Origin of the sequence: Flavobacterium cupreum, from assembly GCF_003996965.1 — a bacterium.
GTDB lineage: Bacteria > Bacteroidota > Bacteroidia > Flavobacteriales > Flavobacteriaceae > Flavobacterium > Flavobacterium cupreum.
Genome location: NZ_QWDM01000004.1, coordinates 26078 through 52691 on the forward strand (window position 1 = coordinate 26078; position 26614 = coordinate 52691).

30 protein-coding genes are annotated in these 26614 nt (G+C 36.0%); 9 read left to right on the top strand and 21 right to left on the bottom strand.

Annotated features, from left to right (window positions below; all coding sequences use genetic code 11):
• Positions 1-55: 55 nt before the first annotated feature.
• The 6 genes from D0817_RS06845 (at position 56) to D0817_RS06870 (ending at position 4375) form a co-directional block, all read left to right on the top strand.
• Positions 56-898 (top strand): DUF6268 family outer membrane beta-barrel protein, encoded by an 843-nt coding sequence (locus D0817_RS06845; protein WP_127337665.1) that lies wholly within the window; start codon positions 56-58, stop codon positions 896-898.
• A 16-nt stretch (positions 899-914) separates the two neighbouring features.
• Positions 915-1922 carry a Kelch repeat-containing protein gene (locus tag D0817_RS06850; protein WP_127337666.1) on the top strand — a complete coding sequence of 336 codons (1008 nt, stop codon included), beginning with the start codon at positions 915-917 and terminating at the stop codon, positions 1920-1922.
• Entirely contained in the window at positions 1906-2238 is a 333-nt protein-coding gene (locus D0817_RS06855) for a DUF4907 domain-containing protein (RefSeq protein ID WP_238160836.1), read from the top strand. Before D0817_RS06850 ends, D0817_RS06855 begins: the two co-directional genes overlap by 17 nt.
• On the top strand, positions 2239-3342 hold the full coding sequence (locus tag D0817_RS06860) for a sensor histidine kinase (RefSeq protein WP_127337667.1): 1104 nt from the start codon (positions 2239-2241) through the stop codon (positions 3340-3342).
• A gap of 7 nt (positions 3343-3349) precedes the next feature.
• Complete coding sequence (locus D0817_RS26050; protein ID WP_193555355.1) at positions 3350-3556, top strand: hypothetical protein; 207 nt, start codon at positions 3350-3352, stop codon at positions 3554-3556.
• A 102-nt stretch (positions 3557-3658) separates the two neighbouring features.
• Complete coding sequence (locus tag D0817_RS06870; protein WP_127337668.1) at positions 3659-4375, top strand: LytR/AlgR family response regulator transcription factor; 717 nt, start codon at positions 3659-3661, stop codon at positions 4373-4375.
• A gap of 97 nt (positions 4376-4472) precedes the next feature.
• On the opposite strand, the gene D0817_RS06875 is transcribed toward D0817_RS06870, so the two are convergent.
• Positions 4473-4988 (bottom strand): gamma carbonic anhydrase family protein, encoded by a 516-nt coding sequence (locus D0817_RS06875; RefSeq protein WP_127337669.1) that lies wholly within the window; start codon positions 4986-4988, stop codon positions 4473-4475.
• Between the two features lie 12 nt (positions 4989-5000).
• Positions 5001-5990: a PorP/SprF family type IX secretion system membrane protein gene (locus D0817_RS06880; RefSeq protein ID WP_127337670.1), complete on the bottom strand. Its 990-nt coding sequence runs from the start codon at positions 5988-5990 to the stop codon at positions 5001-5003.
• A 143-nt stretch (positions 5991-6133) separates the two neighbouring features.
• Between D0817_RS06880 and D0817_RS06885 the strand changes: the two genes are divergently transcribed.
• Both D0817_RS06885 and D0817_RS06890 read left to right on the top strand, forming a co-directional pair.
• Complete coding sequence (locus D0817_RS06885) at positions 6134-7033, top strand: NifU family protein (protein ID WP_127337671.1); 900 nt, start codon at positions 6134-6136, stop codon at positions 7031-7033.
• 188 nt (positions 7034-7221) lie between these two features.
• Complete coding sequence (locus tag D0817_RS06890; protein WP_127337672.1) at positions 7222-8034, top strand: mechanosensitive ion channel family protein; 813 nt, start codon at positions 7222-7224, stop codon at positions 8032-8034.
• Positions 8035-8041: 7 nt separating this feature from the next.
• On the opposite strand, the gene tsaB is transcribed toward D0817_RS06890, so the two are convergent.
• The 7 genes from tsaB to D0817_RS06925 form a co-directional block, all read right to left on the bottom strand.
• The gene (tsaB, locus tag D0817_RS06895; protein ID WP_127337673.1) at positions 8042-8716 is read right to left on the bottom strand and encodes a tRNA (adenosine(37)-N6)-threonylcarbamoyltransferase complex dimerization subunit type 1 TsaB; all 675 of its coding nucleotides are present in this window, start codon (positions 8714-8716) and stop codon (positions 8042-8044) included.
• Positions 8717-8750: 34 nt separating this feature from the next.
• Complete coding sequence (locus D0817_RS06900) at positions 8751-10043, bottom strand: efflux RND transporter periplasmic adaptor subunit (protein WP_127337674.1); 1293 nt, start codon at positions 10041-10043, stop codon at positions 8751-8753.
• A gap of 6 nt (positions 10044-10049) precedes the next feature.
• Positions 10050-11501 (bottom strand): TolC family protein, encoded by a 1452-nt coding sequence (locus tag D0817_RS06905; protein ID WP_127337675.1) that lies wholly within the window; start codon positions 11499-11501, stop codon positions 10050-10052.
• Between the two features lie 80 nt (positions 11502-11581).
• Positions 11582-12697, bottom strand: a complete 1116-nt coding sequence (locus D0817_RS06910) for an efflux RND transporter periplasmic adaptor subunit (protein WP_127337676.1) — start codon at positions 12695-12697, stop codon at positions 11582-11584.
• 37 nt (positions 12698-12734) lie between these two features.
• The gene (locus D0817_RS06915; protein ID WP_127337677.1) at positions 12735-14000 is read right to left on the bottom strand and encodes an ABC transporter permease; all 1266 of its coding nucleotides are present in this window, start codon (positions 13998-14000) and stop codon (positions 12735-12737) included.
• Positions 14001-14002: 2 nt separating this feature from the next.
• The gene (locus D0817_RS06920) at positions 14003-15247 is read right to left on the bottom strand and encodes an ABC transporter permease (RefSeq protein ID WP_127337678.1); all 1245 of its coding nucleotides are present in this window, start codon (positions 15245-15247) and stop codon (positions 14003-14005) included.
• On the bottom strand, positions 15240-15941 hold the full coding sequence (locus D0817_RS06925; protein ID WP_127337679.1) for an ABC transporter ATP-binding protein: 702 nt from the start codon (positions 15939-15941) through the stop codon (positions 15240-15242). Before D0817_RS06925 ends, D0817_RS06920 begins: the two co-directional genes overlap by 8 nt.
• 173 nt (positions 15942-16114) lie before the next feature.
• On the opposite strand from D0817_RS06925, the gene D0817_RS06930 reads away from it, so the two are divergent.
• Positions 16115-17521 carry a DUF4403 family protein gene (locus D0817_RS06930; protein ID WP_127337680.1) on the top strand — a complete coding sequence of 469 codons (1407 nt, stop codon included), beginning with the start codon at positions 16115-16117 and terminating at the stop codon, positions 17519-17521.
• Between the two features lie 23 nt (positions 17522-17544).
• On the opposite strand, the gene D0817_RS06935 is transcribed toward D0817_RS06930, so the two are convergent.
• The 12 genes from D0817_RS06935 to gcvH form a co-directional block, all read right to left on the bottom strand.
• Entirely contained in the window at positions 17545-17844 is a 300-nt protein-coding gene (locus D0817_RS06935) for a hypothetical protein (RefSeq protein WP_127337681.1), read from the bottom strand.
• Complete coding sequence (locus tag D0817_RS06940; RefSeq protein ID WP_127337682.1) at positions 17837-18376, bottom strand: DUF420 domain-containing protein; 540 nt, start codon at positions 18374-18376, stop codon at positions 17837-17839. Before D0817_RS06940 ends, D0817_RS06935 begins: the two co-directional genes overlap by 8 nt.
• A 1-nt stretch (position 18377) precedes the next feature.
• Complete coding sequence (locus tag D0817_RS06945) at positions 18378-19067, bottom strand: SCO family protein (RefSeq protein WP_127337683.1); 690 nt, start codon at positions 19065-19067, stop codon at positions 18378-18380.
• 12 nt (positions 19068-19079) lie between these two features.
• Positions 19080-19721, bottom strand: coding sequence for a hypothetical protein (locus D0817_RS06950; RefSeq protein WP_127337684.1), 642 nt, complete (start codon positions 19719-19721; stop codon positions 19080-19082).
• Between the two features lie 78 nt (positions 19722-19799).
• A complete protein-coding gene (locus D0817_RS06955; protein WP_127337685.1) occupies positions 19800-20150 on the bottom strand; it encodes a cytochrome C oxidase subunit IV family protein in 351 nt (116 codons plus the stop codon).
• Positions 20151-20168: 18 nt separating this feature from the next.
• On the bottom strand, positions 20169-21152 hold the full coding sequence (locus tag D0817_RS06960; RefSeq protein WP_127337686.1) for a cytochrome c oxidase subunit 3: 984 nt from the start codon (positions 21150-21152) through the stop codon (positions 20169-20171).
• A 42-nt stretch (positions 21153-21194) separates the two neighbouring features.
• Positions 21195-21782, bottom strand: a complete 588-nt coding sequence (locus tag D0817_RS06965; protein WP_127337687.1) for a cytochrome c oxidase subunit 3 — start codon at positions 21780-21782, stop codon at positions 21195-21197.
• A gap of 2 nt (positions 21783-21784) precedes the next feature.
• Complete coding sequence (cyoE, locus tag D0817_RS06970) at positions 21785-22687, bottom strand: heme o synthase (protein WP_127337688.1); 903 nt, start codon at positions 22685-22687, stop codon at positions 21785-21787.
• Positions 22688-22845: 158 nt separating this feature from the next.
• The gene (locus D0817_RS06975; protein ID WP_238160837.1) at positions 22846-24984 is read right to left on the bottom strand and encodes an energy transducer TonB; all 2139 of its coding nucleotides are present in this window, start codon (positions 24982-24984) and stop codon (positions 22846-22848) included.
• Positions 24985-25728 carry a deoxyribose-phosphate aldolase gene (gene deoC / locus D0817_RS06980; RefSeq protein ID WP_127337689.1) on the bottom strand — a complete coding sequence of 248 codons (744 nt, stop codon included), beginning with the start codon at positions 25726-25728 and terminating at the stop codon, positions 24985-24987.
• Positions 25729-25846: 118 nt separating this feature from the next.
• Positions 25847-26230 (bottom strand): VanZ family protein, encoded by a 384-nt coding sequence (locus D0817_RS06985; protein WP_127337690.1) that lies wholly within the window; start codon positions 26228-26230, stop codon positions 25847-25849.
• Positions 26223-26603, bottom strand: a complete 381-nt coding sequence (gcvH, locus tag D0817_RS06990) for a glycine cleavage system protein GcvH (protein ID WP_127337691.1) — start codon at positions 26601-26603, stop codon at positions 26223-26225. The genes D0817_RS06985 and gcvH overlap by 8 nt, the downstream gene beginning before the upstream one ends.
• Positions 26604-26614: the final 11 nt, after the last annotated feature.

Sequence of the window (26614 nt, forward strand, 5' to 3'; positions counted from 1 at the left end):
TATCTTCTTTTTTTTTAAAACATTAGGCACCTACTTTTGAGCCAATAATTAAGTAATGAAAACAAGGCTTTTAATTGGTTCGCTTTTTTTGATTTCATTTTACAATATGAAAGCGCAGCAAAATTTTTCTGCAGCAATGAATGTAAAAACAGAACCGACAGCAAAAATTGATTTTAATCAAACGAATGTTGTACTGGCATTCCACAAAGAAATTAGTACAGCCAATACCATAACAAATACAGTAGCGTACACGAATTTGAAAGTAAATGATGAATCAGGAAGTTTTATGACATTGGAAAGCCCGGATCAATTGAACGGCCTGCAAAACAAATTTGAAATCACACATAAGTTTTCAAATACAACAAAGTTAAATGTTGCCGTAACCCCTACTCTGAATTTTCAGCAAAATATTGACGCTTCTGATTTTTCGATTCTGGGCAGTTTTGAAATCAGGCAGCAACTGAATTCAAAGACAAGCATTAATATCGGAGCTGCCAGAACAACTGCCTTTGGATATCCTAAGTTCATTCCCACGCTGTCGTTACGTTATAAAGCAAACGATAAAAGTGATTTGCTGATCGGATTTCCGGATTCCGGATTCTATTATTCCAATAATATTCGAAATACGTTCAGCCTGACCAATAGCTTTAACGGTAGTTTTTACAATCTGGATCATTCGCCTGCTCTGGCTGAAAATGCTTCCAAAGTTAGTATGTCGCAAATTACGTCTGCTTTCGAATATGAAAGAAATGTAGACAAAAACTGGTTTATAAACCTGAAGGCCGGATATGATTTTAATAAAAAATACAATCTTATCGACAACGACAATCATAACGTCTATGATTTTAATACCGGTAACGGATACATTTTAGGAATTGGGATCAAATACAAACAATAAATAAATTTAATACACTATGAATACTCTGAAAAAAGGAATATTATTCGCGGCACTGCTTTCCAGCCTGTTTTTTATAAGCTGTAGTAACGACGATGACGATGATGATTTAATTGGAAACTGGATCAAAAAATCATCCTTTGATGGTCCTGCAAGATCCAGTGCTGCCAGTTTTGTTATTGGAGACTATGCTTATGTAGCTACCGGCTATACAGGAGATGAATATTTAAAAGATTTATGGGCTTATAATTCAGCAGGGGATTACTGGGAACAAAAAGCAAATTTCACAGGTATTGGAAGAAGTTCTGCTTCAAGTTTTACACTAAACGGCAAAGGATATGTTGGTCTTGGCTATGACGGAACTAACAAACTAAAAGATTTTTATCAATATGATCCTTCGAGCAACAGCTGGACCCAGAAAACGGATTTTGCAGGTACGGCAAGATATGCTGCTGTAGGTTTTCAGGCAGGCGGGAAAGCGTATTTTGGAACAGGTTACGACGGGAATTATCTAAAAGATTTCTACAGATATGACGATCAGACCAATACCTGGACGCTTATGAACGGATTTAGCGGTAACAAAAGACGTAACGCTGCTGTGTTTGTAATTGATGATAAAGCGTATTTAGCAACGGGAATCAACAACGGCGTATATCAGGAAGACTTTTGGGAATTTAATCCTGCTACGGATGTATGGACCCGAAAAAGAGACATCGACAAAGACACTGATGATGATGACTCCTACAATGATGAATATTCTATTGTTCGCTCTAATGCATCCGGTTTTGCATTAAACGGATTGGGATATATTGTTGGCGGAGAAGGCTTAAGTACCATTTGGGAATACAATCCGTCAACTGATCTTTGGACTGAAAGAACGGCTATGGAAGGTGCCTCACGGACAGATGCGGTTGGTTTTACCATCAACAACCGAAGTTTCTATATGTTAGGAAGAATAGGATCCACTTATTATGATGATGCCTGGGAATTTAAACCTTTAGAGGAACAAAATGATGACGATAACTAATACCAAAATATTCTTCCGGTACCTCCGGAAGAATATTTTATTTATTTTTCTTGTTTTACAGCTGACAGCCTGTACCAAAAGCAATAAATTAAAAACGGAAGCCTTCAAAACAACTTCGGGATGGGGATATACTATTGCGTATAAAAATAAAATTATCATCAGACAATCTGTTATTCCGGTAATCAACGACTCGAAAAGCTTTTCTACAGAAGAAGATGCACTTAAAGTGGGAAACCTGGTCGAAAACAAACTCAGCCACAACAGATCGCCCACGGTAACCAAAAATGATTTAATTTTATTAAAAATAAAATTCTAAATGAACATAGGTGCCATAAAAAATACCAGCTCAAACAAAATCCTGTTCCATGTTATCATATGGGTTTTCTTCATATTGACTTCACTGATTCAGTTTTACGAGAGTCCGTTTACCATCAACAATGACTTTTATGTACAATGGCTTACAGGTATTATTTTGTTTTACTTGAATTATTTTTATTTGGTACCGGTGTTGCTTTTAGAAAAAAAATACTGGCTCTATTTTGTTTTTGTTCTGGCATTAATCACCCTTTTTATGATTATAAGGATCAATTATTTTATGCCTGAGTTCAGACACACCAGGCCTCTCAGAATGATGCCTCCGCCCGACAGCATAAATTTATACCTGAAAGGCCACCGGGTTAGATCAGTCATGGCAAAACAGCCTTTGTTTTTTAAGATTGGCCCTTCTCTTTTTTATATTTTGATTATCACGATTAGTGCTATTATCAGAACACTAACTGAATTTTATAACAACCAGCAAAACAAATTAATTGCCGAAACGCACAGGACGAATACTGAATTGATTTATTTGCGAAAACAAACCAATCCGCATTTTTTATTCAATTCATTAAATAGTATTTATTCACTGGCACATAAGAAATCTGATTTGGTCCCTGATGCCATCGTGACATTGTCTGAATTAATGCGCTATATGCTGTATGAAACAGACAATCAAACGGTGGCTTTAGAAAAAGAAATAAACTACATTCAGAATTACATCGAATTGCAAAAACTCAGGCTTAACAACATCGAAGACATTGTGATAAATGTTCATGGCGATACCCGGCATCAGTTCATTGAACCTTTACTATTGATTTCTTTTGTAGAAAATGCGTTTAAATACGGTACCGATTACAAAGGTGCCGCCCATGTAAAAATCAAAATTTTCATATTAGACAACAACCTTGATTTCTGGATCGAAAACACAATTGAAAATTATGTGAAAGACCCTGAAAATTCAGGAATCGGATTGGTGAATATTCAAAACCGCCTGGACTTACTTTATCCGAATGCACACGAACTGAACATAAGCCAGGACAATAAATTCTATCGTGTACATTTAAATTTAAAATTAGACAGTATTCAGACCACAATAAACTAAGAACGTTATGGACAGAAAAAAGTTTATCCGAAATGGTATTTTAGGAATTGCTTCATTAGCAACCGCTGCCAAATTATTAGAATCCTGTTCTAAAGATGACAGCAACACCAGAGACAATGTCTTTTCTGACAGCTTAGCAAATGAAACAGCAACTCTAACTTGCAATTTAACAGACGGTTATACACTGAGCAAAACAATTACCGTAAACGGCTAATTTAGGCGTAAAGTGCATTTTATGAAAACTTTAAAACTTATTTTAGGGGTTTCAAACTACTTTTGAGCACCAAAACAAATTTAAGAATCTAATTTCAGGCAAATGAAATGTGTAATTATAGACGATGAACCGCTAGCGGTCGAATTATTAGAAGATTTTGTGAGAAAAATAGATTCGCTTGAATTGGTTAATACATTCAACAATGCGATCGATGCTGTTTCTTTTATCAATCAGAACAATGTCGATCTGATTTTTCTGGACATACAGATGCCGCATTTCTCCGGAATTGAATTTCTGAATACCATAGAAAAAAAACCTCTGATTATTTTTACAACTGCCTACTCCGATTATGCTGTTGAAGGCTTCAATCTTGGCGCGGTGGATTATTTGGTAAAGCCAATTCCTTTTCACCGCTTTTTAAAAGCCGTCGTGAGGGCACAACAGATTTTAAATCCGGCTGCGCCAATTCAAACTATTGCGGAAACCACTTCAGCTCCGGAATCAGAACAGGATTTTATGTTTGTAAGAGCTGAATATGAAAATGTAAAAATGAATTTTTCAGATATCTTATTTATCGAAGGCCTCAAAGATTACGTAAAAATCTATACCACAGATAACAAATTTACACTGACCTTAATCAGCTTAATAAAATTGGAAAATTTACTTTCCAACAAAGGGTTTTCGAGAATTCACCGCTCGTATATCATCAATATAAAACATGTAAAATCAATACAAAAGAATAAAGTTTTGATTAGTGATAAACGAATTCCGATTAGTGAAAGCTACAAAAATGCCTTTTTTGAGAAAATCAATTTATAGTTTAAAAATAAATTCCAATTTTCAAATTCCAAATCCCAATAAACGTAAAGCCTTGGAATTTGGAATTTGAAAATTGGAATTTGAAATTTAATACTTATTATTCGTCTTTAAACCAGCCCGAATACATCACATAATTATTAGAAATACGTTCGATTTCTCCTGCGAAGTCAGACTGATCAATTTCTTTTACTTTTTTTGCGGGTACACCTGCATAAATGCTTCCTGAAGTGACCACTGTATTTTGTGTTAAAACCGCTCCGGCTGCAATAATAGAATTGCTTTCTACTACACAATTATCCATCACGATAGCTCCCATTCCGATTAAAACATTATCGTGAATCGTACAGCCGTGAACAATAGCATTATGGCCTATTGAAACATTATTCCCTATGATGGTAGGATGTTTTTGATAGGTACAATGAATAATGGCACCATCCTGTATATTTACTTTATTTCCGATTTTAATAAAATGTACATCACCACGGATTACAGCATTAAACCAAACACTGCAGGAATCGCCAAAAGTAACGTCGCCGACAATAGTTGCGTTTTCGGCCACATAGCAATCCTCAGGAATTGCCGGTGATTTTCCGTTTACAGATTTAATTAACATAACAAAAGATTTTTAATTAATAGCCGGACAATTACAGTCGTAACGCTCTTTTTTACAAAACAAGTTGACACCTAAAGTAATCTGATGATAACCGCCGGTATCAAATTTCACATCTCCCGTAACCTGGGAATAGGTGTAAGCAAACATGAAGTTTTTATAATTTACACCTATAATTGGTGTAATATATTGTAATTTTTGAGAAGCAACCCCATTTCCGGCACTATATTGTGCGCCATCAAAGCTTCGTCTGTAGGATAATGCAGCCCATAAACTTCCAAAATCCATGTTTTTATAGGCTTTTAAATTTACATCTATCGATTTTTGCTTGGTCTCATCAAATAATTGAAATAAAACCGATGGCTCCCAGGTGATGCTTTCACTTTTTCCAAAGACATATCCGGCACTCAACAGATACTTTCTCAGATTATTGCTTTCATATTCTGTATACAATTCCCTTCTGGTTTCTATAACGCCCTGAACAGTGGCATGAGCATAAAAATTCAAATAATTATAGGAAGCTCCAAAATCGACATTGAAATAAGAATCTTTCTGAATCGATCCGAAAACAAGAGGATCAAAAGTTGCTCCGAATTGCGTTTCGTCCAACTGACTTTGAATTACCCCGCCGCTGATACCAAAAGAAAGCTGATTCAAATCGACTTCATCTCTCGAAAACATAATGTGGTGCGCGTAAGTAAGCTTTAGTCCTTTTTGGGAGTGGTATCCATTTTTGTCATTAAAGACAATGATTCCGGCTCCTGAGCGCTCTCCTATCCTTCCATTAAAGCTTAAAGTCTGAAGAGAGGGCGCATCTTCCTGGCCAAACCATTGTTTCCTGGCTGTCAATCGTATTTTCGCACAATTGGCAGCTCCTGCCATTGAAGGGTGGATTAGATAATAATTATCGGATAAATAGTCTGAATAAACTGGAATGCCTTCTTGTGAATAAGAGTATAAAGAGGTAACCAAAAAAATAAATAAAACCTTGATTCTAAATTCCATAAAGGCAATTTTGTTTAAATATATTTTTGACTCTTCTATTTTAATACGATTAATTGCAAAAGAGTCTTAATTATTTTATTAAAAAACCAAATATAGGTATTAGTAGAAAATAACTTTACTAAATTTGCCAAAAAATACAACTCATGACAAAAATCACTATAAAAGAAACTCAAAATCCAACGATCTTAAAGTTTGAATTTGAAGATTTCATTACTCAGAATCAAAATTTTGAATTTAAAAATATCGATGAGGCAAGTGCTTCCCCACTGGCACAGCAGCTATTCTATCTTCCGTTTGTAAAAACAGTGTACATCTCGGGTAATTTTATTGCTATTGAACGATACAGTATTGTAGAATGGGATGACGTAAAAGATGCGGTTGCCGAGCAAATTGCGTCATTTGTTGACAAAGGTGGTGTGATTATAAAAATCGACGAAAACGCTGCTAAAAAACAGCCGATTACGGTTTATGGCGAATCAACTCCGAATCCTTCGGCGTTAAAATTTGTCGTAAGCAGGATGCTGACCAGAAACGCTGTAGAATACAAAAACATCGATCAGACGGCTTCTTCTCCACTGGCAAAGGAATTGTTTAAATTCCCATATGTGAAAGAGGTTTTTATTGATGAAAATTATATTTCAGTAACAAAATATGATATCAACGACTGGCAGGAAATCACACTTGAAGTCAGAACTTTTATCAAACAGTTTATCGAAAACGGCGGAACCGTTTTAGACGAAACGTTAATCGAAGTTGCCACTAAAAACGACATCACCAAAGATGAAGCTTTTGACAAGTTAGACGTGACTTCCCAGCAAATTATCAATATCCTGGAAGAATATGTAAAACCTGCAGTAGCAGCTGACGGAGGAAATATTGCTTTTGATTCCTATAACGAAAATGACAAGACCGTAAAAGTAATTTTACAGGGTGCCTGCAGTGGCTGCCCTTCTTCTACTTTTACACTTAAAAGCGGTATCGAAAATATGCTGAAAAGCATGCTGAACGATGAAGCCATTAAGGTAGAAGCGATAAATGCATAAAAAAAGCAGTATATAAAACAGAAGCGTCTTTTAGTAAGGGCGCTTTTTTTATAACCGCAACAAGCGAAATAATTGACACTATTCTTCCTAAGGAATAAGAACTCATTTTTTCTTATAAAATAAATATAGCTATATTTGCACCATTAATACGCCTTCTCTTTGAGAAGGTTTTTTTATTCAAAAAAAACATGAACATTGATCCAAATCAGGTTAGCAATTACGTGACCAAATATGCTGATGTATTAGTTGATTATTCTTTGAAATTAGTTTCTGCCTTTATCATTCTGTTTGTTGGTATATACGCCATCAGATTAATAAACAGGATTATTACGAAGGTAATGATCCAAAGAAATTTAGATCCTACTTTAACAAAATTCCTTTCGGACATCCTGATATGGGCACTCCGAATTTTATTATTTGTAACTTTTATTTCAAAACTCGGAATTGAGACTTCTTCATTTGTTGCAATCTTAGGAGCTATGGGGCTTGCCGTTGGTTTATCCCTCCAGGGTTCCCTTTCTAATTTTGCAGGCGGAATGTTAATTATCGTTTTCAAACCATTCAAAGTGGGAGACACTATCGAGGCTCAGGGTGTGATCGCAACTGTAGCAGAAATTCAGATTTTCGTCACCAAAATGCTGACCGCAAACAATCAAACCGTTTTTGTACCGAACGGCGCCTTGTCAAATGGAACGATTATTAATTATTCGATGCAGGGAGAAAGAAGAGCCGATCTGACTTTTGCTGTTTCTTATGACTCCGATATAAAAAAAGCAAAGGAAGTGCTTTTGAATGTTTTAAACTCAAATCCTAAAGTCCTTAAAAAGCCGGAACCTGAGGTTTTCGTTAAAAACTTAACGGCAAGTTCTATTGAATTTTCCGTACGTCCCTGGGCTAAAAATGAAAATTACGGAATTGTTTTTTCTCAGACACTTGAAAATTGCAAAACGGCATTAGATGAAGCCGGAATTGCCATTCAGCCGTATACGCTTCAAAAATAAAATTCTTTTACTGTTTTTTAGATGGCGTAGTCATCATAAAATCTTTCAGATAATAAGGTTCAAAATAAGCGACATCAACAGTGTCGCTTATTTTGAATTTATCATAACTGATTTTACCCATTGCAGCTGCTGAAGGGTATTTGATATCTTCTAAAAAAATAAAATTCTCCTTAGTCAGGACTGGCTTGCATTTTTCGGCACAGTCACCCACAAAATAAACGGTTTCAGTAATATCCTGAAAAGAATTTTCATCGATTACTTCTGCCTGAACGGCTCTTTCTGTCTCTAATCCGGCGCTAAAAATGGCACTGTACACTTCCATTCTTCTGGCGTCCAGCATTGGAATAATCTTTCCGTCGGAAACTTTAGCCTGAGCAGCCAGAGTCAGTAAGGTGTCAACCGCAATCAACGGTATGTTTAATGCAAAACACAGGCCTTTTGCTGCAGAAACTCCAATTCGCAAACCCGTATAAGATCCTGGTCCCTGACTTACAGCTATTGCCGTCAGGTCATGAACTGAAATCCCTGATTCTGCGATAACTTCTTCAATAAAAACATGTAATTTTTCGGCATGCGAATATCCTTCTTCAGCAATTTCTTTGCATAAAACTGTTTCGCCATTTTTGGCAATTGCCACAGAACAATTTTTCGTGGCTGTTTCGATATTGAGAATAAAAGACAATAGATTTATTTTTTTAGTTGAATATTAACCTGAATTATTTCTTAGTAGTATCTGCTTTTTTAAGCTTTACCTTATCACCGGAATTCAAGTCCTTGGAAACCGTTGTGTAAGGCCCTGTGATTACAATATCACCTGGTTTCAGACCAGACATTACTTCTATATTGGTATCATCCTGAATCCCCGTTTTGATAATTCTGATTTTTGCCTTATCTCCCGATTTCACAAACACACATTCGAATTTTTTATCGCTTTTTGGTGCTGCTTTTTTATCTTCATTAGGATCTTCTACTTTAAAATCCTTTACCGCTGTGGTATCTGATTTTACAACAACAGAACTGATTGGCACTGCTAAAACATTCGATTTTGTTTTGGTAATAATATCAACAGTGGCCGTCATTCCGGGTCTGAAAGGCGAATACGCAGCAGGCTTGCCTTCCAACAAATCCTGATACGAATCTTTTAAAATTCTAATTTTAACCTTGAAATTTGTTACCTGATCTGATGTTAAGGTACTGCTTGCAGAGTTAGAAATACTGGTTACGGTTCCTTTAAATTTTTTCTTTAAATAAGCGTCAACTTCAACGTTTGCCTCGTCCCCGATTTTTATCTTTACGATATCATTTTCATTTACATCAACTTCAACTTCCATATTGTTAAGGTTTGCTACTCTCAACAACTCTGTTCCTGCCATTTGCTGCGTTCCTAAAACCCGTTCGCCAAGCTCTACATTCAATACAGAAATAGTTCCGTCAGCAGGAGCATAAATGGTAGTTCTGCCTAAGTTGTCTTTTGCTTCATTTACAGATGCAGCAGCACTTTGAACTGTAAAATAGGCATTTTGTTTCGTTGCTTTAGCGACTTCAAAAGAAGCAATTGCTTTATCCCAGTCTGACTTTGAAATAACGCCTTTATCATATAAGGTTTTATTTCGGTCGTAATTTGCTTTTGCCTCTTTATATGAGGCATCAGATTGTGTTAAACCTGCCTTTGTTCCAGACAGATTGGATACGGAACGATTATAGCTTGAGGTATATAAATCAGGATTTATTTTAACTAATAAATCTCCTTTTTTAACTACCTGGCCTTCTTTTACATTTAACAAAATAATCTCACCTGAAACTTCCGGCGAGATTTTAACTTCGATTTCCGGCTGGATTTTTCCTGTTGCGGAAACTGTCTCGATAATAGTCGAAGCGGTTACTTTTGAAACTTCTACTTCTTTTCCTTCATCCTTATTTCCTATTACTCCTGATTTCGAAAGACCAACTAAAACTGCAATAAGAATTATTGCACCGCCCAGTAAGAAATAAATTGTTTTTTTTGACATAGTAAATTATTTTGTGATAATTGGAATAATTGGAATTCCAAAGTAGAATTCAAGTATTTTAATTTTAAAAATATAATCGTATTTCGTTCTGATAACCTCTGATTGCGCATTGGTCAACAATGTTTGTGCCTGTGTAAAATCAAATGAGTTCATTAAACCTACATCGTATTTTTCTTTTGCATAATTGTACGCCTGCTGTCTTGCTTCTAAAGTTACCGTTGAAGATTCATAAGCATTTAAAGCTCCTTTAGCATCTGTAAAAGCGGTATAAACATTACGCTGCAAATCTAAACTTTTTTGCTCTAAATCTATTTTAGATCTTTCTAAACTTACCTTACTTTTTTCAACATTGTTTCTAACCGAAAAGCCATTAAAAATTGGAACAGAAAGCTGCAGTCCGAAAGATTGCCCTTTATTGTCATTAAACTGATCAAAAATTGGTGCTGCGCCGCCTAAAACCGGAGAATAATTTGGTTCTAAAACCGCCTGATTAGTTCCTTGTACATAACCTATCTGTCGCGTTGGATTGTCACTATTTAAGGCAGAACCTGTAATGATATCTGAATAACTTGCTCTCGTATTAAAATTATAAAAAGCGCTCAAAGTTGGCTGAAAGGCACCTTTTGCAATGATCACATTCCTTTCAGCGATTTCAAGATTAGTCTGTGCTAATTTTAATTCTGTTCTTGTTTCTTTTGCCTTATTATAAATTTCAATTGGAGTTTGTGCCAGGATATTGTTTTCATCTTTTACATCGGTATCGTCGATTACATCAAAATCAGCAAATTCTTTTAATTGTAATAACTGAGCCAAACTTAATTTAGAAATCAATACACTATTCTCTGCAACAATAATCGCTTGTTGATCTGTTGCTTCAGTAGCTTTTAAATCATACAAATCACCACGCGGAATTGTTCCGGCATTTACCATTTCTTCAGAACGGGCCAAGCGTTTCTGATCAATAGCCAGTTGCTCTTTTTTAACTTTTAAATTTTCTTTGTTGAAAAGAATTTCTAAAAATGCATTTGCAACATTCAGTGAAATATCTTCCTGCATTTTCGTCAATTGATATTGTGACGCTATGATAGCAAGTTTAGTTCTGCGAAGTATGTTTTGGTTTTGCAAACCTTTATAAACATCAACACCAACAGAAGCACCCACAGATGAATATTGAGTTGTTGAATTCTGAAGTAAACCTGTTGTAATATTCTGATTCAAACCAACGTTCCAGGAGTGCGAAGCATTTGCATTTACAGAAGGCAGGAAATTACCCAAAGCCCCTTTTTTATCAATAGCAGCATTTTTTACATCTAATTCTGATAATTTTATTGTGATATTATTATCTAATGCGTAGCGAACACATTCTTCTAATGTCCATTGTTTTGGCTGTGTCTGAGCCGATAAAAAGAACCCTGATAACAAAGCAAAGACAAGACTGTTATACTTATTTATTTTCATATATTTTGAATGAAGCGCAGTAAAGATACTACGCAAATTTAACATTTTTTAAAAACTGCAAAACCTCCTTTGTGTCGGGATTATTTTTTCTCTCCTTCAGTAATCAGACCCTGATTCCAGACTTTAATTTTATCTGATTTTTTGATTCCGCTTTTCACCTGAACGTAGATTCCGTCACTTACTCCCAAAACTAAATCTTTTCTTTGAAATTTCTGAGGAGCCGTTTCAATTTCAACATAAGGTTTTTGTGTTTTCTTGTCAAATTGCACAAGCGATTCTTTTATGGCCAGCACTTTATCGGCTTTTTCTAAAATAATAGAAGCATTCGCACTTAAACCTGCTCTGATAAAAGTAGCATCCCTGTTTTCCAGTGAAGCTTTTATTTCAAACTGAATCGCACCATTTTCTACCACGCCTTTTGGGGCTATATCGGTTAAAACGGCTTCAAATTTTTTGTTTTCAATAGCACCCACCGTAATTTCAATCGGCATTCTCTCCTTGATTTTACCAACCTCAGATTCGTCAATTTTTCCAACAAAAATCATTCTTCCCACATCGGCAACGCTGGCGATTGTAGTTCCTTCATTAAAATTATTACTCTCAATCACCTGGTTTCCTACTTTTACCGGAACTGCCAAAACCATTCCGTTTACCGTTGAGCGAATTAGCGTATTGGCGTAATTTCCCAATGAAGTTGTGGTTCCTGTTTTTACGATATCAAGACTTTGTCTTGCTGCTGAATAATTTTGTTTTGCCTGTGTATAAGCCAATTGTGCAGCATCAAAATCATTTGCCGAAATAACATCTTTATCGAACAGTGTTTTTTGTCTTTTATAAATTTTCTCCTGATTATCTAAAGCAATTTTTGCGGTTTGTACCTGATTTTGCGTACTGCTCACATTAGATACATTGGCCACAACCCTGATTTTTGCAATCATATCGCCTGCTTTGATTTTTTCACCTGCCTTAATATACACCTGCTCGATAATCCCCGAAATGTTTGGCTTGATTAGAACCTCTTCGTCGGGCTGAATATTACCTGTGGCAATCGTATTTTTTACAATCGTTTTAATTTCTGCTTTTTCAGTTTTGAAGACAATTGGTGACTCCTGATTTTTAGCGTATAAATAATATAAGGCGCCAAAGAAAACTAAAGCAATAAAAATTAAAATGGTTACAGTTACTCCTTTTTTCATTTGTTTTTGGTTTAATCGATTATTTTTGATTGATAATTTATTCTGTTCGTAAAGCATCAATAGGCTTTACATTAATTGCGGTCTGAGCCGGAATGAATCCCGCTAACAAACCAGATCCTACTAATATTAACAAAGCAACAAATACAACTCCTAAATCTACAGTTGGATTTGCAAACATGGTATCACTTCCGGGCGGCATCGAATCTAATATCATATTTAAAATTGCGATAACCCCGGTTGCGACGGCAATACCAAACATTCCTGAAATAATGGTCAGAAAAATAGACTCTGACAAAATCTGACCCCGAATTGCTGCGGGAGTTGCTCCCAGGGCTCTTCGGATTCCTATTTCCCTTGTACGTTCTTTAACTACAATCAGCATAATATTAGAGATTCCGATAACACCGGAAATAAGCACCAAAGTTCCTACAAAATAAGCAATGATTTTTAAAATGGAGAATAAACTTCGAACTTTATTGAACTGGTCATACAAATCAAAATTTCCAACGGCCCTGTCATCTGCCGGATTAACAGAATGAAGTGCCTTAATGATCTCTAAGATCTTAGGTTTTAACTCGGTTATGGAAGCGTCATCTTTTGCAGTAAGTGCCATCCAGCCTACTTTATCTCCGTAATTAAAAGCTTGCTGAAAAGTAGTAAACGGGATAAATATATTTTTTTGTTCCTGCTCTGCATTTCCGCCCTGCTGTTTAAAATTATAAACCCCGACAACCATAAAATTAATTCCGTTGATTTTTATATAGGTCCCAACCGCTTCTTCCTCTTTACCATACAATTCAGAAATAACACCTTTTCCGATCACCGCAATCTTTCGTTTTTCCAGAATATCCTGCTGATTTACAAAACGACCTTTAATGATATCCATCGGCTGCTGTTTAACGAGCTCCGGGTAATCACCATATATGGTAAAGGCTGAAGTTTTTGTACCACGAACCACGTTATTGGATCCGTTAAAATCTCCCAATTGATTTCGTGGAGAAACATATAATAAATCCGGCAAAGCTGCTTTTAAAGCCGCTACATCACTATTTCTAAAATTATATTTACGGGTTTTAGGCAATCCTTTATAGGCTTTTGATGTGGTCTGACTCCACATAAACATAGTATTGGTGGCAAATCCGTCAAAACCTTTTCGGATACCATTTTCCAAACCATTAGCGGCTGCCAGTAATATTACCAAAATAAATATACCCCAAAACACACCGAAAGCCGTTAGCGCTGTCCTGAAAACATTCGCTGTTAAAGCTTGTAAAATCTCATCCCAATTATCTTTCTTAAACATAATTATTCGTCTCTAAGTGCTACAATAGGTCTTATTTTGGCGGCTCTGTAGGCAGGGAAAAATCCTGCCAGCGCACCTGCAAATACAAGTAAGATAAGTGTCGATAATGCCACATTAAAATCTACTTCAGGATTCTGGAAATATTCACTCTGAACCATTGGCCCAACTACTTCCAACAACAATAAACTCGCCAGCAATCCGACAAAACCGGCAATAGTGGTAATGAAAATGGATTCGTGAAGTATCATGGAAATAATAGAGAATGGTGAAGCTCCGAGTGCCTTTCTGATTCCAATTTCTTTTGTTCTTTCTTTGACAATAATAAGCATGATATTACTTACCCCCACGACTCCGGCAATAATAGTACAAATACCTACCCACCAAAAGAACAACCTGATATAGAGATTTAAATCATAAAATTGTTTGACATCTTTAACTGAATTGTACGCATTTATTCCACCGTCGTCATCAGGAGCCACCATGTTTTTACTTTGCAATAAAGCTTTTAAATCACTGGTGAATTTTTCAGACTGCGCTAAAGCTTCATCATAATTATCTGTTTTTTTCAACGTAAAAAAGAGATTACTAATCTTGTCACCTCCTCCATAAGCTCGCTGTACGGTCGTTTTAGGCAAATATGCCCTGGCTTCTTCTCTTTCTCCACCCGGATCTGTAAAAACGCCTATTACTTTAAAGTTTACATTATTGATCGAAATTTCTTCCCCCAAAGGATCTTTTTCTTTAAATAAATCTGTCTTTATTTTCATTCCGATAGCAGCAACTTTTTCATTGTGTGCCAAATCATTACTATTCAGAAATCTTCCCTGAGTGATCGTAATATTCTCTACTGCAGCATAATCGGGATCTACTCCTTTGTATTGATAACTTCCTGATTCTTTTCCATAGGTAAAGGAAGCACCCCAAAAATCATAGGAAGCTGATCTCAACTCTAATTTATCATCAAATTTTTGAACGGACTGGGAATAATCACTATTTCGAAACTGAATTTGCCTGCCCGGATTTAAACCCTTGTACTCTTTGGTTGTGGTTCCCGACCAGACCTGAATAAGTCCTGATGCATCACGCTCGAATTGTTTTTCAATTCCGTTCTGAAGCCCCTTACCGGCTCCCAGCAAGATCACCAAAATAAAAATTCCCGAAGCCACAGAAATCCCGGTCAGAAAAGTTCTTAACCTGTTTTTAGAAATGGCTTCAAATATTTCCTGCCAGCGTTCAATATTAAACATAAGATGTAGCTCTAACTTGTTCTACCATTTTATCGTCGATGATTAATCCGTCTTTCAGGACCACATTTCTTTTGCACATTGCGGCAATATCAGGTTCGTGGGTAACGATCAGGATTGTTTTACCTTCATCATTAATTCCCTGAATAAGTTCCATTACTTCATAGGAAGTTTTGGTATCTAAGGCACCCGTCGGCTCATCTGCCAGCAAAACTTTTGGATTAGAAGCCAATGCCCTTGCGATAGCAACACGTTGTTTCTGACCTCCTGAAAGTTCATTGGGCAAGTGATGCGAATGCGATCCCAAACCTACTTTTTCTAAATATTTCATTGCTATCTCGTAACGTTCTTTTCTTTTTATACCCTGATAATATAGGGGCATGGCAACGTTGTCGAGTGCGGTTTTGTAATTGATTAAATTGAAAGACTGAAAAACGAATCCCAAAAACTTGTTACGGTATTTTGAAGCGATTGTTTCGTTCAGGTTTTTTATTGGTGTTTTATCCAAAATATAACTACCGGAGTCGGCCTCGTCAAGGATTCCCAAAATATTAAGAAGTGTAGATTTTCCGGATCCTGAAGACCCCATAATCGCTACCAGTTCCCCTTCTGCGATATTAAAATTGATCCCTTTTAACACATGTAATTGTGAACTTCCCATTTTATAGGATTTGTGCAAATCTTTGATTTCGATCATCGTCTGGTTAAATTTAAAAACAATAATAACATTTTATAAGTAATTTACCATAAGAAAACGTTAATAATTCCGTTTAGTTATTACAATAAGACTCAAATCGTTATCAATTGTTACACTTTTTAAGATAATATAATTCTTTTCTTAATTTTGCATCACTAAAAAAAATCATAACGATGAAGTTTTTTCCACTTATCTCTTTATTTACAGTACTTGCAGTATTTACGAGCTGTTCTACCTCTCAAAAATTAGAAACTTTAAAACCGGAACCAGACGATGCAAGTCCGCTGGTTTACGACAGCAATCCCTCCTTTATAAACTTACCGATTACCGTTAAACTTCACGATATTGAAAACCAGACCAATTCGATTTTAAATGGTTTAATCTATGAAGACAACACTATAGAAGATGATGATATTGAAATGAAAATCTGGAAACTGGCTCCCATAAAAATTCAAAATGACCCAGCCAGTCCGGACAAAAAGATAAAAACGGTCCTGCCTCTAAAAGCAACTGTTAAATACAGGATCGGTACCAAAAAACTCGGAGTAGAACTTTATGATGTGCGTGAGTTTAATTTAAATGGTGTAATCACATTATCCAGTGAAGTCGCGTTGACGAACTGGAAATTAAACACCAAAACGGAATTTAAATCCCTTGACTGGAATGAGAGCCCTACGATGATGGTTTTCGGGAAAAGCATGCCGATTACCTATTTGGTAAATCCGGCTATTTCTATTTTTAAATCCAAGATTGAAAAAAGCATCGATGGCGCCATAGAGAAATCAATGGATTTTAAACCGAATGTCTTGTCTGCTTTAGAAAAAATCTGTACTCCTTTTCAAATGAGTGATACCTACGAAAGCTGGTTACGAATTGTTCCGGTTGAAGTTTATTCTACCAATGCCAAACTTAAAAACGATCAGTTTGTACTGGATATGGGAATGAAATGCAATATGGAAACCATTGTGGGCAAACAGCCTGAATCTAAATTTAGCGCGAGCAAAATTGTTTTGAAACCTGTAGCAAAAATTCCAAATCAGATTTCTGCCAATATCGCCGCCATTTCCACTTATACAGATGCTTCTAAAATCATGACCAAAAATTCTGCGGGCCAGGAATTTGGATCGGGAAGCAAAAAGATTACCGTAAAAAATGTAGCCATCTGGCATAAAAACGACAAAATGGTAATCGCCCTGGATGTTTTGGGATCTATTAATGGAACGATTTACCTGAACGGATTTCCACAATACAATCCACAAACCAAAGAAATATATTTTGACAAACTGGATTATGTATTAGATACCAAAAGCAAATTAATGCGTACCGCAAGCTGGCTGGCGCAGGGATTGATCCTAAGAAAAATGGAAGCAAGCTGTCGTTATTCTATTCAGCCTAATTTGGAAGAAGGAAAAAAAAGTATGGCTGCTTATCTTAAAAACTACTCTCCTATGCCTGGCGTATTTGTAAACGGGAAAATGGAAGATATTCAATTTGATAAAATTCAGCTCACCAATCAGGCCATTATTGCTTTCATCAAAATAAACGGAACAGTAAACGTATCGGTTGACGGATTAAAATAAGAAACAAAAAAAAGGCAGAATATTTATTCTGCCTTTTTCTTTTTTGACTGGTACATTCTGTAAATCAAAACGCCTATTACAGCGACCAGCAAATAAGGAATCACCATTAAATAAACGATACCATTATTTACTGCCTCGGCTTTTTTTACATTGGAATCTCCTGCAAGTGCCGCACGGCACATTGCACATTGAGCATTTGCACTCAGGGAAAAGAAAACCGAGAAAAGAACATAGAAGCCTTTCGTTGCGAAAAAATTCACGAATCTACTTCTATTTGCCATTCTGTTTTCTTTATTGTTTATTCTGTTTGCCATTTTAAACATAATAAGGAGATATCATTAAATATACTACAACACCGGTGATAGCAACGTATAACCAAAGTGGGAATGTTATTTTTGCTATTTTTTTATGCCTGTCAAAACTCTCGGACAAAGCTCTTACATAAGAAATCAATACCAATGGAATTATGGCGATGGACAACAAAATATGGGTAATTAAAATAAAGAAATACACATAACGAATGACACCTTCACCACCAAATTTAGTAGAATCAGAAGTCATGTGATACGCTACATACATTACTAAAAAAGCAACCGACAATGCAATGGCAAAAGTCATTAAGCGCTCGTGAAGCTTGCGTTTTCCATTTTTAATGGCGAGCACTGCCCAAACCAGAACAACAGCCGTAATACCGTTTGTAGTAGCGTAAATCGGAGGCAGGAACGAAAGAGGCTCCACCTGTATCCCTAAATCTTTTAACTTAACCCCAAACAAAATAGCAACTACAAGGGGAATCACAATTGAAACTGCGATAATAAATTTGCTGAACTTTTTTTCTAATGACTGATCTTCCATTTTATTCTTCTAATAATATTTTAATATCCTCCTGAATATCCCGAACCCCTTTTTTATCCAATCCGTCATAATATAAAATTGGGTTTCCAAAATCATCTTTGCGACAACGAATATTTCCATCTTTATCGATTAAAGCAAATAAACCGGAATGCTCAAAACCGCCGTTAACTTTAGCATTCTCACCGGCGTATAAATTAAATCCTTTGTTTGACAAATCCATGATTACAGCTTTATCACCGGTCAGGAAATTCCAGTTGGAAGACTTTACGCCTAATAACTTAGCATGGTCTTTCAGAATTTGCGGAGTATCGTGCCCGGGGTCGATTGTAATGGATACAATGCCGAAATTAGGATTTCCGAAAAAAGTTTTCTCGATTTCCAGCATGCTCAAATTCATTTTCGGGCAAATAGAAGGACAGGTCGTAAAGAAGAATTCCAAGACATACACTTTTCCTTTGTACGTTTCATTTGAGATCTTAAGGTTATCCTGATTGGTCAGTTCAAATTTCGGCGCCGGGCCAATGGTAAGCAACTTGGAATCTGACTTTGAATTTTTCGAACCAACATTGTCCAGACGGTTTCCTTTTACAATTTCTCCGTTTTTTACTCTGTCCACGATTTTTGGAACAGCGTAAATTCCGAAGATTAAAATGATAAATGAAATTCCGATATATGATTTGTTTTTAAACATTATAATTGAAATTTAAAGTTGTTTAGTAGCATTATGATTTTTCTTAAGTGCCGCACGATATTCGTAGAGAATAATTTTAAAATCATCCAGCATCTCATTGCTTAGTTCAGACGGATGAAAAGTATCATACCCTTCCTTGTAGTCCTTCTTCTCTTTTCTGCCCCTTACATTTCTTTCCTTATCGATAATATAAACATAGGAAGTTCCCAGATCATCTTTGAGCTTGCCTTTTAAATTGAGCTGCTTATAAAATGTTTTGATTTCATCAGGTGAGGCGAAAATGAAATTCCATCCTGACACATCTGTAAAAGGTTTAAGCGCGTCTACCAGTTTCTGAGCTTCTTTTTCAGTCCCTAAAGGGCAAAGCACTACAAACTGAAGGTCTTCGAAACCATGATAGCGTTTATAAATCTTTTCATTTAAATTGAAATAATTACCACGATTGTTCAAAAGGTCAGCACCTGAAAAACCTAAAACCGTTATCTTTTTATCAAGCGATACTTTTTTACCATTTAGAGATTTCCAATTCCCAAAATCAGCAATTTTAGGAGTTATGACCGGGAGTTTGGTAAAACTATTTACTCCGGATGCAAAAAACAAATAGGCAACGATTGGTAAAACGAAAAGCACAAAGAGAACGATATTTTTTTTCATTATTTCGACAGAAGTTATTGAGGTACAAAAATAAAAAAAGCTCCGTTAAACGGAGCCTCTTTTCGAATTAATATCATGTTAAAAATTCCATTTAATAGTAGAATCTTTAAAAACCCCATAAATATAATGTCCTTCTGTCAGCAGAATAAACAATAAATATAATACCAGGAAAATAACTGGTGATACAACAGACCATCTAAGGCTGCTTTTTTCACCTTCCATGTGCATGAATGCCCATACAATATAATATGCTTTGAAAATTGTCAGGATATAAAATATCCAGTTCAATAAATTCAAACCTAAAAAATGATTAAATTCTAAACTTTCAGGTTTAATAATACCCAAAATTACTTCTACTGTAGTTACTGCAGACAATAATGCAAAAACAAACCAGATTCTTTTTGTATTTGATACGTGCTCGTGTGACATAATAATTAAAATCTAAAATTAAACTAAGTAGAAAACTGTAAATACAAATACCCAAACCAAATCAACAAAGTGCCAGTATAAACCCACTTTCTCTACCATTTCGTAGCTTCTTCTTTTTTCGTAAGTACCTAATAACACATTAAAGAAAATAATGATGTTAATAATAATTCCTGAAAATACGTGGAATCCGTGGAATCCTGTAATGAAGAAAAAGAAATCAGCAAATAATTTACTTCCGTATTCGTTTCTTGTCAGGTTTGCTCCTTCTACTACATATTTTGCATCGTTCAGACGAGATTCAGATTCTGCTCTGCTCAAAACTGTTTTTTTCTTTTTTGCAGTAAGGTGCTCGGTTCTTATTAATAAATCCGGATGCGCTTTGAAACCTGCCTGAATTTCAGCAACCGAATAAGTTGGTGTTGATTCTGCATCTTCCATAAACCATTTACCTTCTGCTCTTGTAAGGGCTACTCTTTGTTCCGGTAATTTTACAGCAAACTCTTCAAGAGCTACTCTTTTACCTTCTTTGTCCACAAACTGCAACAGGCTTCCTCCTTTTGTTTCTACTGCACCATATTCCCCTTTAATGAAGTTTTTCCATTCCCAGGCTTGTGAGCCAACGAAGATGATACCTCCAATAATAGTCAGGAACATGTAAATTGCAACTTTCGTTTTTTTCAATTGGTGACCTGCATCAACAGCCAAAACCATCGTTACAGAGGAGAAAATCAAAATAAAAGTCATTAAGGCTACATAATACATCGGAGCCGAAACACCGTGCATAAATGGGAAGTGGGTAAACACTTCATCAGCCAAAGGCCATGTTTCAATAAATTTAAATCTAGAAAAACCATAAGCAGCAAGGAATCCAGAGAATGTCAGGGCATCAGATACGATAAAAAACCACATCATCATTTTACCATAACTTGCTCCTAATGGCTGGATATCTCCGCCTCCCCAAGTTTTTTCTTCGTTATTTGCAGTAGTAACTGTCGCTTCCATAAAAGATATTCGTTAAAAAGTTCCCAAATTTACGTTTTTTTCTTATTTAAAGAAATATAAAAATAAAAATAAATATACCCATAATAAATCCAAAAAGTGCCAATACATCGCACCTAGTTCTATACCAAGAGTTTGAGTCGAATTGTATTTTTGTTTAAAATGATTATAAATTATAATTAAAAGTGAAATCAACCCTCCGGCCAGGTGTAATAAGTGCGTAACCGTTACCACGTAAAGAAATGTTGTAGTAATAGAACTACCTTCTCCTGTAAAATAATAACCGCTTTTTACAATTTGCCCAAACCCGACGAATTGTAAAACTACAAATAAAATCCCTAAAGCCAATGTTCCTAAAAGTAATGCTGTAGTGGCACTTCTGTTATCTTTCTGAATGGCTTTTTTAGCCAGGTAAAAAGTCACACTGCACGCAATAATAACTGCTGTACTGTAATAAAATGCTGACGGCAGCTCAAAATTCTTCAACCAGTCTGCTCTTGACTTACTAACCACAAACGCACTTGTAAGCCCCGCAAACATCATGGTCATACTTACCATTGCGAATAACAAAATCAGTTTTGCCGATTTTGCTTTCGTTGCCTGTTCTTCGCTTATTTTCATTGTCATTTCCATAACTATCTTAAAAATTTATCTACTATATATACAATTTGCAATAATGAAATATACGACACACTAACCAACATCAGTGTTCTCGCCGCTTTTGCCGTTCGAAGCTGATACAGACGCACCGCATAAAACAACATCCACAATCCCAGCAAAAACACTAAAACCGCAGCAATTGGCGTAAGAAATAATTGTCCGGTATACCCTAAAACCGGCAATAAGGAAGCAATTATCAGCCAAATGGTATATAACATAACCTGCAAAGCGGTTCCTTTATCTTTTTTTCCTGTGGGCAGCATAAAGATACCTGCTTTCTCATAATCTTCATATAAAAACCAGCCGATTGCCCAAAAATGCGGGAATTGCCAGAAAAACTGAATCAAAAATAAGGTACCTGCTTCTATGCCAAACTCCCCCGTCGCGGCAACCCATCCTAACATAAAAGGAATGGCACCCGGAAAAGCCCCTACAAAAACTGATAACGAAGTTACCGTTTTTAAAGGTGTATAAATGCTTGTATATAAAAAAATTGAAATCGCGGCAAACATTGCCGATTTTGCATTAATTGTATAAAGTAAGGATATCCCGATTATGGTAAGCAGACTCGCTACAACTAAAGCCATTCCCGAAGACATACGCCCCGAAGGAACCGGACGGTTTTTGGTACGATCCATTAAGGAATCTATATCTTTTTCAATTACCTGATTGAAAGCATTTGACGCACCAACCATACAATACCCACCAATTGACAGCACTGCCAGAACACTCCAGCTAAAGGGATGATCTGCATTTACGCCTAACAAATATCCTGCAATAGACGAAAACAAAACACTAATGGCTAAACCCGCTTTAGTGATTTCCTTGAAATCCAGAAATATTGATTTTAATGAAATTGTATTTTTAGTAGCGCTCAATATGGTAATTGTTTGAATATTTTTTTTGAGTGGTGCAAATGTACAAATTGATTATAGAAACAGAACCTATAAAATTAGATTTTTTTCAATAAAACCTTTACAAAATAAGGACTTGCAGATTTTTAACACAATCATTTCGAAAAATCTTATTAAATATCCTAGTAATCAAAATACATATTAAAAATATCAGAACGGACTCCTATCGTAAACCAGGTAGTGCTTTGTTTAAAAGTAGCCGCGGTTTCCTGTGTGGGATCAAAATTCCTGTAAATAAAACTTCCGAATAATTTCAGATTAGTCATTGGATTAATAACATAACCTCCCTGGATATCGGCAATAAAAATACTGGTTTTATTCCCCTGGCCTACTTTTACGCCTTTATCATAAGGACGGTTTTCATCGTAACTTTTATAAATATTACCTCCGTAATTAAAGCTGTCTTCTGTGGTATCAAAATCAAGACCTCTGGTACCCACTGTAAATTTTGCATCTGCATAATAACGCCCTTTATGATAACGTCCGATCGCCACAAGCTCTTCAAAATTTCCGCCCCACTGATGTCCCATGCTCTGATTATTATGCGCATAATTGGTAATGACTGCACTATGCGAATACACGTATGGACGCACATGATTGTATTCAACCTGTAACAATAAATCTTTCACTTTAAAAGCATTAAAGTATTTGGCGCCAATCTGATATCCGATTTTATTTCTCCAGCTGTTATCGCCTGCTTTTATATCTCCGAATGAAAACTCGTCAATTAACAGCTGGCCGTATAAATTAACCTTATTGTTCCACTTGTATTTTGAAGTAATTGCTAAGAGCGCATTACCACTTTTGGAAGAAGAAGTAAATTCAACGGTACGATAAAAAATAATCGGATTGATGAAATTGACATCAAAACCCCTATTGTTTGTATCTGTCCAGACAACGGATTCAAAAAATCCTAAATTCAGTTTATTCGAAACATTCCAGCTCAAATAATGATTAGCCATAAACTTTGTGGCATAGGTTTTCTCCACTGTTACGTCAGGGCGGACATCTTTAAGCCACATATAGGTGTTGGTATATTTAATTTTCCAGAATTTCGTATTGATTTTAAAATACGGATACGGACTTGCTCCGTCTCCTTCAATTAGTGAACGGTATCCGTCTCCTATAAAATTTCGCCCATATCCTAACTGCAAATCAAAAAACTTGCTTGGAGCGTAAGTAATATTAGCTTCCGCTAAAGGAAAATCGTAAGCATCCGTTTTAAATCGTTTACCAATTCCGACACCCGGAATAATGGCAGGATTTCCTCCTGATGGCTTTATGGATTCTGCATAATCATTAAAATAACCCGCAAAGCGTCCCTGGCTTTCAAAGATTGTAGTGGTAAAATTAATCTGCTTGCCTAAACCTCCCCTGAAATTCAATGCACGCGTATTTACATAAGTCGAAGGGTCAATATCGGATGCCTTACCCACTTGCAAATCAAGAATAGGGTTTAACGCCAGCCAATAATCTTCGCCCTGAATCTGAACCAGATTTTCATTCCAGAATTTCCTTCCCAGCCAGCCTGATGTCTTTTTCTGGAGGGATTCATTTACTGCTTTTAAATCGTAGTATTTTGAAACTTCCTCATATGTATAAGGCTTCGAAGCGGTATGATTATTACTGCCTACCTGATTCATTGCACCGTCAAACTGGGCATAATAACTGTGAGAAAACGGAATATTTAAATGACTTTCGAATTCCGGATTATTGTATTTTTTGTACACAATACTATCCAGTTCTGTCATTGGTTTCTCTACCGGCTTTAAAATCTGAGCTGCTGCCAGTGCTTCTTCTGCAATCTGATCCGCACTTTTCAGGGGTATACCTATCGTGATCGTATATTTGGAAAACGTTGGATTCCCATTATAAGTGGATGGTTTTATTTTGGGAAATTTACCAAAAACACGTTTTGATTCCGTTACCAGCGATTCATCCATTGCATTTACATAAAGCACTTTGAATTCTCCTTTTGCATCCACTTCAAAAAGAACTTTTACTTCTCCTGTATAACCGGATTGTTTCAGATGCTGAGGAACTTCAAAATTATGAAAGACGAAATCCTGAACTTCTTTATAAAAACAATTTTCAAGTTTTTTGGATTGTAAATTTTCACAATTGGGAAAAACAGGGAATTGTTCTGAGGTAAAACCAGGCGCAATTGAGGAATTATTATTTTCCTGCGAAAAAGCAAATAAGGTTGATAAAGTAAGAATAAAAGATAAAAAAATCTTATTCACGGAGGTTTGGGTTTTCATTTAATATTGATTTGAGGTATTTTCTCCGTTAGCAATTGCCTTTGCTGCGGAAGTTCCGATGCGTTTAACACCTAAACGGATCATTTCTATAGCTTCAGTGTAAGATCGCACTCCGCCCGCCGCTTTTACAGACAGGGGCGATGCGTTTTCTAACATCATAATAATAGTGGGAATCGTCGCCCCATTTGGCAAATCGTCTTTGGTCTTAAAAAATCCGGTTGATGATTTTACAAATACAGCACTATAATGGTCTTCTTTAAAGTTTGATATGACCACATTTTTTATCAAAGCAGAAAGCTGAATGATTTCCTTATCACTCAAAGCTGCCACTTCAATAATCCATTTTACGGTTTTATTATGGGCCAGTCCGATTTGTGTTCCAATCAGAATTTCTTCTTTTACCAAAGCAATGTCACCATCTTTAAAAGCTTCGTAATTGCAGACAAAATCAAGGTCATCGGCTCCATTTTCAATCGCTTCGTTCGCTTCTTTTATTTTGGCTTCCAGATTTGATCTGCCTTCCGGAAAATCGATTACAGTACCAATAAGCAAAGTCGAATTGGCCTTCATAATTATGTCTTTCGCCAGAGCAACATATTCGGGGCGAATCATAATCAGCTTAAAACCTTCTGTAATTGCCTCTGCAATCGCATCTTTAACCACCACAAGATTTTCAGCTTCAGAAAGCCCGGCTTGTGAAGCAGTTTTTAAGTAAGTGGCATCTAAATATTGCTTAACATTCATGATTTTGAAATTACAGGAAACCAGGGACAAAAATACATTTAAAATTCAGAAAAAAATACTGTTTATTGCGCTTGATTTTCAGGCAACAAAAAACCCACCGAAGTGGGTCTTTATTTTCTTATATTTTATCGATTCGCTTTTTAAAAGCTATTGCCGTAAAAATGGCGGTTGTACCTCCAATGGTATTGGCTAAAATATCTGTTACATCTGCTGCTCTGGTGGTCGTAAAAACACTTTGCAGAATTTCTATTGTAATTCCGAAAAAAACCGAAAATATAAAAGCAACGAGATACGCTTTAAAATCGTCGGCTTCTTTTCCTTTTAATTCTTTTTTGAAAAACAAAATCCAGGAAATTGTAAATCCGAAATGAAAACAGAAATGTACAATTTTGTCTATGCTTGGAAAACTTACTGCAGGAATGTTACTCGAATCTGTCAGACAGAAATAGGTAATAACTCCCGAGCAGATGATCGCCCAGCAGAGTAATAGTTGTTTAGGCACCTATTAATTCTTTATAAGCTTCATCAGACAAAAGAGAGTCAATTTCTGATGCATCAGCAATTTTTATTTTGATCATCCATCCCGCTCCGTAAGGATCAGAGTTTACCGTTTCAGGCGCACTTTCTAAACTTTCATTAAAAGCAATAATTTCTCCTGTTAGTGGCAAGAACAAATCAGAAACTGTTTTTACAGCTTCAACAGTTCCAAAAACCTCATCTTTATCAAGTGTCTGATCTAAAGTTTCTACTTCAACATACACGATGTCTCCTAACTCTTTCTGAGCAAAGTGAGTAATTCCTACGGTTGCAACGTCTCCTTCGATGCTAACCCATTCGTGATCTTTTGTGTACTTTAAATTTGCTGGTATGCTCATAATAGTTGTAT